Origin of the sequence: Pedobacter antarcticus (assembly GCF_900103515.1) — a bacterium.
Classification (GTDB): domain Bacteria; phylum Bacteroidota; class Bacteroidia; order Sphingobacteriales; family Sphingobacteriaceae; genus Pedobacter; species Pedobacter antarcticus.
Genome location: NZ_FNGZ01000001.1, coordinates 799,365 through 812,125, shown reverse-complemented (window position 1 = coordinate 812,125; position 12,761 = coordinate 799,365). Strand labels below are relative to the sequence as shown.

The following is a 12,761-nucleotide window of genomic DNA, read 5'->3' as shown; positions in this document are numbered from 1 at the left end:
TTCTTTCGCAGATTGATTCGATCAAACTTAATATTATTGAAATTTAAAACCAACGCTAACACTAAATATGTTGGTTTTCTGTCCCAGGTCTTTATTCATTTTACTCAGGCCAAGGCTGTAACGGGCATCGAAGGTAAGACTTCCTACATCAATACCAGCGTTAACGACTCCGCCAACTGATAAGTTTTTGTACTTATGTCCTGCGGGTGCCGAGGGAGTATTGAGATTGTAATACAGATCCGGGCCGGCAGAAACTCTCAGGTTCATCTGATCGGTATTCATTAACTTGATTCCGGCCATCAATGGTACGTTTAACTGTTTAAACTTAGACTCATATTTCGTGTTGTTAAAACGATATTCATTGCTGAATGAAACGTAGTTTAACTCTGGTTGAAAGAAAATCTTACTTCCGATCCTGGCAAATGCGCCGGCATTCAAACCCAATTTGCCCGATTTATCGTTAATGGCATTCAGTCCGGTTTTCAGGGTGGAAAAGCTCACTCCGGCTTTCAAGCCATAAGTAAATTCGGGTGTGGTTTGTGCTTTAACAGCAGTTGAAGCAAGCGCAAGTAAGGCAGTAGCTAATGTCAATTTGAAAGTTTTCATGTTTTTTTTGTTTTTAATTTTAATGATATTAATTCGTATGTAAAGTTTTAGAACAGGAGTTGTACCCCTGCAGAATAGCCGATATAGAAGCCATATAGATCTTTGTTTTTGTTACCGTTCCAGCTTGATAGATAATGTTTGGTGAGACTCTTTCCATCTTCAGAGCTGGTCTGGACGAAATTCAGAGAAGGCCCGCCGAATATTTCAAGAGTTGGAGTGATTTTGTAAGCTGGGAGTATCCTTAGGGTCGACTTAATGTAGTCTCCGCGTTTGAAACTTTCCAGACCACCACCCGTAAGTTCCGCGTTTAATCTGAACGAGCGGATGTCCAGCAGATGTGCACCGATACCTCCCTCATAGGCATATTTGTCCTTTTTGTTTTTGAAGTTGTAACCGATACCCAGAATCCCGTACAGAGTCTTGCCACCGGAACGAAAAGTTAACATCGTAGTCTGATTTTCGTCAATAGTAAGTCCCAGACTTTTCTCTCCGTTTTTGGAAAGGTTAATAATTCCAATCTGCAGGTTTGCGGTGTCTGCGATGTTGATAAATGCAATTTGCATTCCTTTCACTGTTTTCGCAAGATTGATAAAGCCGGTGAGCTGAACTGAATAGACATCTTTGCTTTTATTCATAAATCCTGAGATCTGACCAGAACTATTACCACCGGATAAATTCGTAAAACCAGCGATCGCCATGCCTTTACCGCCTTTATAAATATTCATAAATCCGGCAACTTGTGTACCACTGGCTTGCTGTCCGATATAGTTGGAGAAGCCGGCAACTTGTGTACCGCTGGCTTGTTGTCCGATATAGTTGGAGAAGCCGGCAATCTGAAAGCCGGATGCATTGTGATGGATAATATTGATCAATCCGGCTATAGTGACCCTCCGTTCTGCTGCCGAAACGCCTGCAAGTATGTTTAAAGAGAAATTATTGGTGTCTCTCGGCGCATTTGTCCAATTGCTGCTTAAAGGATAAGTTAACCCGACATTAGTACGGACTTGTTTCCGGTTTTGCGCATTTAAACGTGTTCCGATAAAAAGCATGCATAGGAGCAGGATGGAGTAAAATTTAGAGTTCATAGGGGTGTTTTTTTCGTGTATTCAGAGCCATAACACGGAACTCTATCTTTACCCTTACGTCGACTTGCAACTAATTGAGTTTACAAGAATTGGAGACAATCTGTTAATAGGGGTAAATACTACATTGCTTGTCTTATCTTAAATTAATTAAGATGACGACAAAACACCATGGCCTGAATTTCATTTACTGCCTTATTTTTCCTCCGATCTACTTACTGGGAATGCTGCCTTATTTAATTGTGAACGCATTAGTTGGCAGACCGTTGTTTTTTTTGTCCTATACAATTTTTAGGTACAGGTACAGTGTAGTTTTACAAAATCTGTCCAGAGCGCTGCCCCTGAAATCTTACCTTGAAATTGAATTGCTGGCCAAAGAATTCTACCTGCATCTTGCATCAATGATTGTTGAAATTATTAGATTGTTTTCTATCAGTAGTCATCAGCAGCTTAAACAAGTGAAGCTTATTAATCCGGAAGTGTTGGAAGAATATTTTAAAGGAGGAAGAAACGTTATCGCTGTTCTGGGGCATTATGGCAACTGGGAATGCCTTAATGTGTTGCCTTTACTGCTGCCTTTTCAAGTGAATGCAATTTATAAACCTTTGTCCAACCCGGTAATGGCGAAATTAGTTACCCGTGTAAGATGCAGGTATGGTATGCAGTTGATCCCAGCAAAGCATGCATTAAGACACTTATTAAGGCAGACGCGGCAGCCGCAATTCTCCTTGTTTATTGCCGATCAGTTTCCTGGAAAACAGGCTAAATGCCAGGTTGATTTTCTCCATCAACCGACATTGATGTTTAATGGCGCAGAGAAGCTCGCCAGAGCAACTAATGCTGTTGTGGTTTATTTGGATATGATTCCGCAGGATAGGTGCTGCTGGAAGATTTCTTTATCCCTAATCACTGACACAGCTTCAACAACAACTGAAAACCTGATTACGCATACCTTTTCGAGCAAGCTGGAACAGACGATTGAGCGGCATCCGGCCTACTGGTTATGGTCTCACCGGCGGTGGAAAGCATAATTTTAAATTGATATTGTCTATTTCGGATATTCGCCGATTTTTTGATCTTTGGGATACACAAATGTAAACCCGGGATTTATGAAAAAGATTTTTTTAAGCGTACTGCTGCTCTGCACGGTATTCTTTTCACAGGCGCAAACTGTTACCAGTGCCCGTTTTTTTGTTGACAACAATCGTGATAGTTTCAGGTATATTGAACTGCTGCTGGATAATGATGTAATGGTTGTAATAGATGACAGCGGGCAGATTGAAAGTATGGAATCTGCGAGGTCCGGTGGAAGAAACAGTATAGATAGACCTGATTTCAGGGTGAGTTATTATGACCAGTTTGATATGCATGATCCAACCGGCAAAATTAAATCGATCGGGAACCTTCAGTTTACTTACTATAATACATTTGATATCCACGATAAATTTGGTTTACTGAAGTCAATAGGAGACATTAAAATTGAATATTATAACAGTTTTGACATCAACGATCCGAAGGGGAAAGTGAAATTGGTAGGTCCTGTGAAAATTGAATATTTTAATAAGTTTGACAGAGATGAGGATTTCGGAAGGATAAAATCTATTCAGGGAAATACTTCCAGGGTAGCTGTAATGGGTAGAACAAATAACAATAATAACTGGAGAAAAGGAAGAAATGATAGATACTAATATAATTAAATTACATACTGCAGGACTCGTGGTATTACGTGATGAAAAACTATTGCTCGCCTACAGCAGGAATAAGAAAGCCTGGTATCTTCCCGGTGGTAAAATTGATCAGGGGGAGACCTCCCTGGAGGCGATACAGCGGGAAATAAAAGAAGAGCTTGATATAGATCTGGTTGCGAATAATTTAAAGCTGTACACACATATTACTGCTCCTGCGTTCGGAGAAAACACAAATATACAGATGGAGCAGGATTGTTTTCTCTATAAGCTGACCGAAGAAATCAAACCAACTAATGAAATTGAAGAGGTTGCTTATTTTAACCTGGAAACGTACCTTTCCGAGCCTGCACAGGTACCCGGTGTAATTTCTATTTTTAAACAACTGATAGCAGATCGTCTAATTTCAGAGTAGCCAGAATGTGACAAAAACGGTCTGATCTTTTAATTCGCATCTGCATTAATTAGCTAAATTTAGCCATCTGAAAATTTTATGAAAAGATTATTATCCGCCCTTGTTATCTCTTCGTTTTGCTATGCAAATCCTGTATTCGCACAACAGACGCAAAAACCGGTTCTTCATGGTAAGAACTGGATGGCCATTACCGGAAAGCCACTGGCTGCTACAGCAGGTGCTATGATCTTCCAGCAGGGAGGGAATGCTGTTGACGCTGCTTGTGCAATGCTCGGAGCTACCTGTACGATGTGGGATACTTTAAGCTGGGGCGGTGAAACGCAGCTATTGCTTTATAATCCTAAAACGAAAAAAGTAATCGCTATAAATGCGATGGGAGTAGCACCCACTGGTGCAACCCCAGAGTTCTTCAAAAGTAAAGGATATAATTTCCCACCTGAATATGGCCCGCTTGCAGCTACGACTCCAGGGACACCGGGAGGACTGATTTATATGCTTGCCAATTATGGTACGATGAGTCTGGAACAGGTACTCGCACCTTCTATGGATCTGGCGAAGGGTTATCCTATTGAAGCGCAGGCAGCCAATATGATTGAAAAGAACAAAGACAAAATTAAACAATGGCCATATAGTAAAAAGGTATTGCTAACCCACCCGGGCGAACAGAGAGAAGCACCTGAAGCGGGCGAGATCTTTGTTCAGCAAGATTTGTTTGAGACATTGTCGAAATTAGTCGCCGCTGAAAAAGCTGCGCTTAAACAGGGGAAAACCAGGAAACAAGCGTTAATGGCTGCATATGACCGTTTTTACAAAGGTGATATTGGACAGGAATTTGTAAGGGGCAGTAAAGAGCAGGGAGGTCTGATCACCATGGCTGATCTGGCTAATTGGAAACCTGTGGAAGAAGAACCTTTAAAGGTTAGTTATAAAGGAGTTGACGTATATAAGCTAAAGCAATGGACACAGGGCCCGGTTATGCTGCAGGCTTTAAATATCCTTGAAACTTTTGATCTCAAGACTATGGGCTTTAACAGTCCTAAATATATTCATACTTTATATCAGGCGATGAACCTTGCTTTTGCTGATCGCGACTTTTATTACGGTGACCCTAACTTCGGTCCTCAGGAACCGATGAAAGGTCTGTTAAGTAAGGAGTATTCTCGTCAACGCGCCAAACTTATCTCATTTGATAAAAACAATCCTAATATTGGTCCCGGCGATCCTTATCCGTTTGAAGGTAAAACCAACCCTTATTTACACTTGCTGAAATCAAGAGGTTTTGAGATGGATACTACCCAGCGTAATTTTGCCCCTAAACATGACCTGACCAATAATTCAAAGGATGAGGTATATCAGGAAAGATTATGGTTAGGTACTACTTCAGTTGAGGCTGCCGATAAAGAAGGCTGGATTGTATCCATTACACCGAGTGGAGGCTGGTTACCCGCCACTATAGCTGGAAATACAGGTATGGGGATGAGTCAGCGGATGCAGAGTTTTGTACTCGACTCTACTATTAACCCTTTTAATGTAGTTGCTCCCGGGAAACGTCCGCGGGTAACACTGTCGCCTTCACTTGCTCTAAAAGATGGCAAACCCTATGTTTCTTTTGCTGTACAGGGAGGAGATACACAAGACCAGAACCTGCTGCAATTCTTCTTAAATATGACTGAATTTGGTATGAACGTACAGCAAGCTGCTGAAGCGCCGAATTTCAATACGAACCAACTATGGCTTTCATTAGGCGGTACCAAAACAGAAGACAGGTTGCCTAAACCGGGTCAGATTTTACTAAACAGCAACACCAAAGCAGAAGATCGCGAAACGCTCAAAAAGATGGGTTACACGCCAACTTACAGTGATAGAACGAGCGGGCCGATTAATGCAGTTTACTTCGACTGGAAGCATCAGAGTCTTTGGGGAGGTTCGAGCAATCATGGTGAAGATTATGGAATAGGCTGGTAGCCTTTAATGAAATAAAATGGCAAATATTCAGGATTTCAAACAGTCTGTTTCTGAAGGAAGACTTCCTTTAGATCTGGCACCTCATTTACTGGCGCTTTGGTATGACGGTCGCGGGGACTGGAAAAAGGCACACGATCAGATTGACCATCTTGAAGACAAGGCTTCATCTCACGTTCATGCATACCTGCACAGAAAGGAAGGGGATATCTGGAATGCCGATTACTGGTATCGCAAATCGGGTGTTTCACGTCCCGATGTTACATTAGAGCAGGAGTGGGAGCAATTATTGTCAATATACTTGTAAAGCGCATCTAACAATATCTGGAAATCTTGATCAATTATGACCTGTGTATGAATACGATAAAAATAACAAAATCTGAAGTGCTATCTGATGATTGGTATGTATTGAATAAAATAAGTTTTGAGGTCACACATTCCGACGGAACGGTATCTGTTCAAACCAGAGAGGCTTACGACAGGGGAAACGGAGCTACTATTCTTTTGTATAATACGGAACGGAGATCGGTTATTTTAACCAGGCAATTCAGAATGCCGACGTTTATTAACGGTAATAAAAGCGGATATATGATAGAATGTTGCGCTGGCTTGCTTGATAAGGATAATCCTGAAGATTGTATCAGGAAAGAAACAGAGGAAGAGACTGGTTTCAGAATAGAAAAAATAAATAAGGTTTTTGAGGCCTATATGTCACCAGGCTCAGTAACAGAGCTTATTTATTTTTTTACAGCCGAATATGCTGCGGAGATGAAAGTGAGTGCCGGCGGCGGACTTAAAGCTGAAGATGAGAACATCGAAGTGCTGGAAATCCATTTTGAACGCGCATTGGAAATGATAACCAGCGGTGAAATCAAAGATGGTAAAACTATCATGTTACTACAGCATGCGGCTATTCATAAATTGTTAGGATAAACTACTGGTCAATTTGGCCGGTTTAAAAAAAGTTTCTTAAGGCTGCTGACATGAATACAGCTTTATCCAGCGTATACATTAAACGGATATCGTCTAATAAACTGCTTTCCTCGTCTAAAAATGACAGGATAACCTCTGCGGGCAATTTGCTGAACATAGCACTGAAAACAGATACTGCAGGGATCTTTTTTTCTGATAACACGCGTAAAAATATGCTGTCATAAAATCGATACTTATCAAGTCGTTTGCTACTTTGTGCCAGGGGATGCACGCCTGCAGCAAGATTATCCGCAATTTTGGCACATTGTTTCTGAATAAAGCTGAATGTATATCCGGTAGATGCTTTCGTTGCTCCTCCGGCAGTGCCGATATTGATGAGTTTTTTACTGCCTTTGTCAAACGCAGCATCTGTCATCGGGATTATCCCAAATTCTTCATGTGTAATTTTATACTTACTGATACTCAGATATTCCTGAATATAGGCTTGCAGTTCCAGGTCATAGCATTCCTGACTTAAAGCTTCGCTTGAAAATCCCGTATATTCTATTAGTGCTTCTGTGTTATTCACCGGGAGTACATACACGAATCTGCAGTCGTTATGCTGTGGAACTCTAAAATCCATGAGCGTGGCTTCTTCGGCATTAAATACAGGGACTTCAGTCTGTATGAAAATTCCTTTGAAGTGTTGCAACAGATAGTGTTTTCCGGGAAGCTGATTGATGTTTTTGAACAGAATGCTGTTAAATATATATGCAGCCTGATAACTATCTTTCAAGCCAGCTACCAATCCCTTCTCCTGGTCTACGTGTCGAATTTCATCTTGTATAAAACTGATATTAGTCTTGTCTTTAATCAGATTGAAACAATAGTTGTAAAACGAAAGACTATCGAGCATTTTATAGGCATAGGGTTTGATGTCGAGCAATCTGGAACAATCGGGGGAATGGAAGGATAGTTTTTTCCAGGTATGCTTTAAACAGCTCTCAAAAGGACTTTCTCCAGTATCCCAAAAACACCAGGTCCGGTCATTTTTATCTTTCAGGTCTCTGTCGATTAGCAGGATGCTTTTATCTTTTAGGTTGTCATTGGAAAGAATATGGCAAAGCAGGCTAAGGCCTGCAGCTCCTGTTCCGGCTATAATATAATCGTAGATTTTGGGTTTTAACTCCATTTGGGTACGCTTCTTAAAATAAAATGCTGCCGGAACCTGCCGGATGCTAAAGATAAGTTATAGTTTTATTTGTGTTCGAATTTTAATTAACTTGTATGCGTCAACGATATTCATTTCAATATATCATAATCTAAGCTTTCAGACAATTTATGCACCACACTTTACTTCTTATCCTGGGACTGCTGTTCTTGGTATTCCTGCTGGTGATGCTTGCGCAGAAAATAAAAGTCGCTTACCCCATTTTTTTAGTTATTGCCGGATTAGGGATAAGTTTTATCCCAGGTGTACCGCTGCTTCATCTTGATCCGGACCTGATCTTTCTGATTTTTTTACCGCCGCTGTTATATGAAGCCGCATGGTATACGTCCTGGAATGACTTTTGGAAATGGAAGAGACCGATTGGATTACTCGCCTTTGGGCTGGTCTTTTTCACCTCTACTATTATAGCTTATACCTCGGTTTCGATCATCCCCGGATTCACACTCGCGCTGGGTTTTTTACTTGGCGGTATTGTTTCGCCACCTGATGCTGTTGCAGCTGCAACGGTTTTAAAGGGTATGAGTGTCCCAAAGCGACTGATGACGATTTTAGAGGGGGAGAGTCTCGTTAATGATGCATCTTCTCTTATCGTATTTAAATTTGCTTTACTAGCAGTACTGACAGGAACTTTTTCGATGCAGGAAGCGACAGGACAATTTTTTCTGGTTGCCGGCATGGGTGTGGTCGTTGGTTTGGCGGGGGCCCATATTGTATACTTTATTCATCGTTTTTTGCCTACTACGCCAGCTATAGATGCTGCCATCACAGTAATGACGCCTTACTTGCTATTTCTGATTGCCGAGCAGTTTCATTTTTCTGGTGTAATGGCCGTTGTGAGTGCCGGACTCTTTATGTCGTATCGTTCACATGAGATATTTAATACCGGAGACACCCGCATGAATATGCTTGGTGTCTGGACTACAATGATTTTCGTGATGAATGCACTGGTCTTTATTTTAATAGGTCTTGAGCTTCCCGAGATTATTATGGGCCTGGGTGACTACTCTGTGGCCGACGGGATCAAGTATGGTTTGATTATCAGTGCAATTACCATCGCGCTCCGGTTTCTGTGGGTTTATCCGGCGACTTATCTTCCGCGTTGGATTAATGCGAAAGCGAGACAGGAACCTACTTTAGGATGGAAAGGTCCGTTCGTAATCAGCTGGGCAGGTATGCGTGGCGTGGTATCCCTTGCTACTGCACTTTCGATTCCTTTACTCATGCTGGACGGCACTGCTTTTCCACAGCGTAATTTGATCATATTTATAACATTTGTTGTAATTTTCGTTACGCTAGTGTTTCAGGGATTGACTTTACCTTTTATGATTAAGCTGATTAAAATAAAAGATATTGATCATTTGGTAAGGGAAGAGGAGCAGCAGGCGGGTATCAAACTAAGACTGGACAGAATTGCACTAAATTTAATCGATGAAAAGTATCAGCATGCTATTTTAGAAAATGAGTTGGTTGGTTTTTATAAATCCAGTCTGGAAAATGATATCTCCAGAACTCAGGGGCAGTTGGCCTCACTGGAGTGTGATGAGACAGAGCTGAACGAAATTGAATATTATCATCACATGTTATTTGATATTTACGCGCTGCAGCGTAAGGAGTTATTTCAGCTGAGAAAGGAAAAGTTTTTTAGTGACGAGGAAATACGCAAAGCCCAAATGCAGCTGGATCTCAATGAACTAAAAATTCAGCGTAATCACGGAGTCCTTTAACTGACGGTTCCCAGCTACTGCATTATTGCCGAACTGGTGTGCCGGATGTTTAAAGGTTAAGGGTATCAAAGATTTCTCCCCGACTCAGCTTGCCATCTATCTGTGCTATCACCTCGACCTTGGCCTTCAGGCAAAGTGCCTGATCTGAGAAACGGTAGATATCTTCGAAAAATATTAGTTTTATTCCCTGTCTGGCAATCTTTAGTTTAACAAGGAAGCTGTCACCTGAGGTAAGTGATCGCTTAAAATCCATCTCAATCCTGGATACCATTAGGATTTTACCTTCTTCGGTTAGTTGTTTGAATGAAATGGATTTGGATTGCAGATATTCGTGACGGGCATGTTCGAGATAAGACTGGTACACGGCATTATTTACAATGCCCTGGATATCACACTCATAATCTCTGACTTTTAACTGGATTTCGAACAGGTAATCTTCCATCCTGTAAATATCCAAATTATATTTTAAATCACAGTTGCAGAAGCTTTTTTAGGATTACAATCTGGCCGAGATGGTAATGAGAGTGCTCAATAATTCCCTGAATATTTCGATAATAACTTCCATACTTTTCTGCAGTAAAATTCTCTGATAGGATACTGTCCGGAAGTTTTTCAATACGCAAAGCGAAATTTTCGGCATCCGTCCAGGCTTTTTCCAGAAGTAAATTCCAATCTCGTTCAGAATTTATAGGTGGCACATCGAAACTATATTTGTCACTGGCCTGAAGTGTTTCGCCCGCCAGTACTTTTTCAACTGCATTGATATAGTAATTGATATGAAAGACTAGTGCAGCTATTGTATTAAATGATTGTAATTTGGTTGTAGCCTGCTGCCAGGTCACATTTTTCAAATTGTCTTTCAGATTTGAAGTCGTCCAATTTCCACCGAAATGAACGTATCTGAGGTGTTTTGCCAGCTCTTCTGTTAAATGCATAGTAGTATAGCTTGATTAATTAGCAGATTTATTACGATATATTAGAGTTAAATTATAATTTAACAAAAAATTAACCATTGTATAAATAAAAATGAAAGAGATATCTGACATAGGCGTTATCGGTATTGCAGTAATGGGCGAAAACCTAATTCTCAATATGGAAAGTAAAGGTTTTCATGTAACAGCGTATAACCGGACCGTTGATAAAGTAGAAAAGTTCGTAAATGGCAGGGCCAAAGGTAAAAATATTTTTGGCGCAATGTCTGTTGAAGAGTTCATAGGTTCCCTGAAGCGTCCGCGCAAAGTGATGTTAATGGTCAAAGCCGGACGTCCTGTTGATGATTTTATTGATACTCTGATTCCACTTCTGGAACCGGGAGATATCATTATAGATGGCGGAAATTCTCATTTTCCCGATACGGAAAGACGTGTTAAATTTGTAGAGAGTAAAGGACTGCTTTATGTAGGAACAGGTGTTTCCGGGGGTGAGGAAGGTGCCTTATTAGGCCCATCTATTATGCCTGGTGGTAGCGAGGCTGCCTGGCCTGCTGTAAAGCCTATTTTTCAGGCAATTGCTGCTAAAGTGGAAGACGGTTCTCCTTGCTGCGACTGGATCGGATCCGGTGGTTCCGGGCATTTTGTGAAAATGGTGCATAATGGAATCGAATATGGTGACATGCAGTTAATCAATGAGACGTACCAGGTAATGAAAGAGATGCTTGGAATGTCAGCAGATGATATGCAGAAGGTCTTTCATGAGTGGAATAAAGGTGAACTGAATAGCTACCTGATTGAAATAACCAGTGATATCCTTGCTTTTAAAGACGAAAATGGAGCTCCTCTGGTTGATCAGATATTGGATACTGCCGGACAGAAAGGTACAGGGAAATGGACGGGCACTGTAGCGCTCGAACTTGGCGTTCCCTTAACACTAATTGCGGAGTCTGTATTTGCGAGATGTCTGTCTGCATTAAAGGAGGAGCGTGTTGCAGCATCTAAAGTTTTAACTGGGCCGACTCCTTCATTTGAGGGTGACAAAGAAGCTTTTATTAATGATCTGCGTGACGCCCTTTACGCCTCTAAGGTTATTTCTTATGCGCAGGGTTATCAAATGATTCAGGCTGCTGCTGCGGAGTACGGATGGAGTCTTGATTATGGAAGTATAGCGTTGATGTGGCGTGAAGGATGTATCATTAGATCTTCGTTCCTGGGTAAGATTAAAGAAGCTTTTGATAAGGATCCAAAATTACAAAACCTTATTCTTGACGACTTTTTCAAAGAAAAAATCCTGAATGCACAGGCCGGATGGCGCCGTGTCGTCTCAGCTGCAGTATTGAATGGAATACCTGTACCTTGTATCAGCGCGGGTATTAACTATTTTGATGGTTACCGAAGTGAGCGTCTTCCAGCTAATCTGCTGCAGGCACAGCGTGATTATTTTGGTGCACATACTTATGAACGACTTGATCAGCCGCGTGGTAAATTTTTCCATACCAACTGGACAGGACGTGGGGGAGAAACTTCTTCTACGACTTACGGAGTATAAAATCTCTTCTTTTAAACAAGAAAGGCGCATTAGATGCGCCTTTCTTGTTTAAAAGAATTTCCGTGATGCACTTCACCCAGCGATGCCCATAACCTTTACTGCCTCTTTGTTAAGGTCTGTCAATCAATATCTTTGCAATTAGTTTTTGATATACGGCATCTTTTTTTTCGCCGGAAAATGTAAAAAAAGAACTGAATTATGTAAATCTGTTTTCTATTCTTAGTCTAGATTTGTGTAGTTATGAAAAGTCGAGCTATCTTTCTGTTAGTCATATTTTTGCTCAATACTGTTATTGGAATAGGTTGCGCATTAAGCATGGAAAATAACTCCCATAACGAAAATCACAGGCCTAAAAGCAATATTACTCATCACCACCTTTCTAATGTGAAATCTTACACTAATCTTCCACCAGATGACTTCTGTTGCAAAAGCCTGGTGAATGATCTGGTGGTTCAGAGTAAATTAATTCCGGAGATAGGCAAAGTTCAGATCTCCTTGCCGGTAATCTGGTTACCCGCGTATTTTTATCAGTTACCTGTTCCTGCAACAGATATTGAGTTGCACTGTAATTTCTATACGGATTATAGCGATCGCCCCCCGAAACGGGACATCAGGACGGTTATTCAGAGTTTTCAGATATAGAATTAATGTAGTTAAAGCAAT

The 12,761-nt window shown here is 41.0% G+C and carries 14 protein-coding genes; 9 read left to right on the top strand and 5 right to left on the bottom strand.

All coding sequences use genetic code 11. The features are described 5' to 3' along the window. Positions 1-33: 33 nt before the first annotated feature. Both BLR53_RS03450 and BLR53_RS03445 read right to left on the bottom strand, forming a co-directional pair. A complete protein-coding gene (locus BLR53_RS03450) occupies positions 34-606 on the bottom strand; it encodes a porin family protein (protein WP_037444174.1) in 573 nt (190 codons plus the stop codon). A 47-nt stretch (positions 607-653) separates the two neighbouring features. Further along, positions 654-1,691, bottom strand: coding sequence for a hypothetical protein (locus BLR53_RS03445; RefSeq protein ID WP_037444173.1), 1,038 nt, complete (start codon positions 1,689-1,691; stop codon positions 654-656). A 152-nt stretch (positions 1,692-1,843) separates the two neighbouring features. On the opposite strand from BLR53_RS03445, the gene BLR53_RS03440 reads away from it, so the two are divergent. From BLR53_RS03440 to nudK, 6 genes are all read left to right on the top strand, one after another. After that, complete coding sequence (locus BLR53_RS03440) at positions 1,844-2,719, top strand: lysophospholipid acyltransferase family protein (protein WP_083331983.1); 876 nt, start codon at positions 1,844-1,846, stop codon at positions 2,717-2,719. A gap of 78 nt (positions 2,720-2,797) precedes the next feature. Continuing rightward, positions 2,798-3,376, top strand: a complete 579-nt coding sequence (locus BLR53_RS03435; RefSeq protein WP_074587181.1) for a hypothetical protein — start codon at positions 2,798-2,800, stop codon at positions 3,374-3,376. After that, positions 3,363-3,788, top strand: a complete 426-nt coding sequence (locus tag BLR53_RS03430; protein ID WP_244889445.1) for an NUDIX hydrolase — start codon at positions 3,363-3,365, stop codon at positions 3,786-3,788. Before BLR53_RS03435 ends, BLR53_RS03430 begins: the two co-directional genes overlap by 14 nt. Before the next feature lie 78 nt (positions 3,789-3,866). Next, positions 3,867-5,753, top strand: a complete 1,887-nt coding sequence (locus BLR53_RS03425; RefSeq protein ID WP_074587178.1) for a gamma-glutamyltransferase family protein — start codon at positions 3,867-3,869, stop codon at positions 5,751-5,753. Positions 5,754-5,769: 16 nt separating this feature from the next. Beyond that, complete coding sequence (locus tag BLR53_RS03420) at positions 5,770-6,057, top strand: hypothetical protein (RefSeq protein ID WP_074587175.1); 288 nt, start codon at positions 5,770-5,772, stop codon at positions 6,055-6,057. A 47-nt stretch (positions 6,058-6,104) separates the two neighbouring features. Then, entirely contained in the window at positions 6,105-6,683 is a 579-nt protein-coding gene (gene nudK / locus BLR53_RS03415; protein ID WP_074587173.1) for a GDP-mannose pyrophosphatase NudK, read from the top strand. A gap of 22 nt (positions 6,684-6,705) precedes the next feature. Here nudK and BLR53_RS03410 read toward each other — a convergent pair whose 3' ends face one another. Continuing rightward, positions 6,706-7,854 carry a lycopene cyclase family protein gene (locus BLR53_RS03410; protein WP_074587170.1) on the bottom strand — a complete coding sequence of 383 codons (1,149 nt, stop codon included), beginning with the start codon at positions 7,852-7,854 and terminating at the stop codon, positions 6,706-6,708. A 149-nt stretch (positions 7,855-8,003) separates the two neighbouring features. Here BLR53_RS03410 and BLR53_RS03405 point away from each other — a divergent pair, with 149 nt between their 5' ends. Next, positions 8,004-9,617 (top strand): Na+/H+ antiporter, encoded by a 1,614-nt coding sequence (locus BLR53_RS03405; protein WP_074587167.1) that lies wholly within the window; start codon positions 8,004-8,006, stop codon positions 9,615-9,617. Positions 9,618-9,666: 49 nt separating this feature from the next. Here BLR53_RS03405 and BLR53_RS03400 read toward each other — a convergent pair whose 3' ends face one another. Together BLR53_RS03400 and BLR53_RS03395 are read right to left on the bottom strand one after the other, a co-directional pair. Further along, the gene (locus BLR53_RS03400) at positions 9,667-10,059 is read right to left on the bottom strand and encodes an acyl-CoA thioesterase (protein ID WP_037444162.1); all 393 of its coding nucleotides are present in this window, start codon (positions 10,057-10,059) and stop codon (positions 9,667-9,669) included. Positions 10,060-10,087: 28 nt separating this feature from the next. Next, positions 10,088-10,552: a DUF1572 domain-containing protein gene (locus BLR53_RS03395; protein ID WP_074587164.1), complete on the bottom strand. Its 465-nt coding sequence runs from the start codon at positions 10,550-10,552 to the stop codon at positions 10,088-10,090. Between the two features lie 91 nt (positions 10,553-10,643). Here BLR53_RS03395 and gnd point away from each other — a divergent pair, with 91 nt between their 5' ends. Both gnd and BLR53_RS03385 read left to right on the top strand, forming a co-directional pair. Beyond that, on the top strand, positions 10,644-12,098 hold the full coding sequence (gene gnd / locus BLR53_RS03390; protein WP_037444158.1) for a decarboxylating NADP(+)-dependent phosphogluconate dehydrogenase: 1,455 nt from the start codon (positions 10,644-10,646) through the stop codon (positions 12,096-12,098). 240 nt (positions 12,099-12,338) lie between these two features. Further along, on the top strand, positions 12,339-12,740 hold the full coding sequence (locus BLR53_RS03385) for a hypothetical protein (protein ID WP_143007812.1): 402 nt from the start codon (positions 12,339-12,341) through the stop codon (positions 12,738-12,740). Positions 12,741-12,761: the final 21 nt, after the last annotated feature.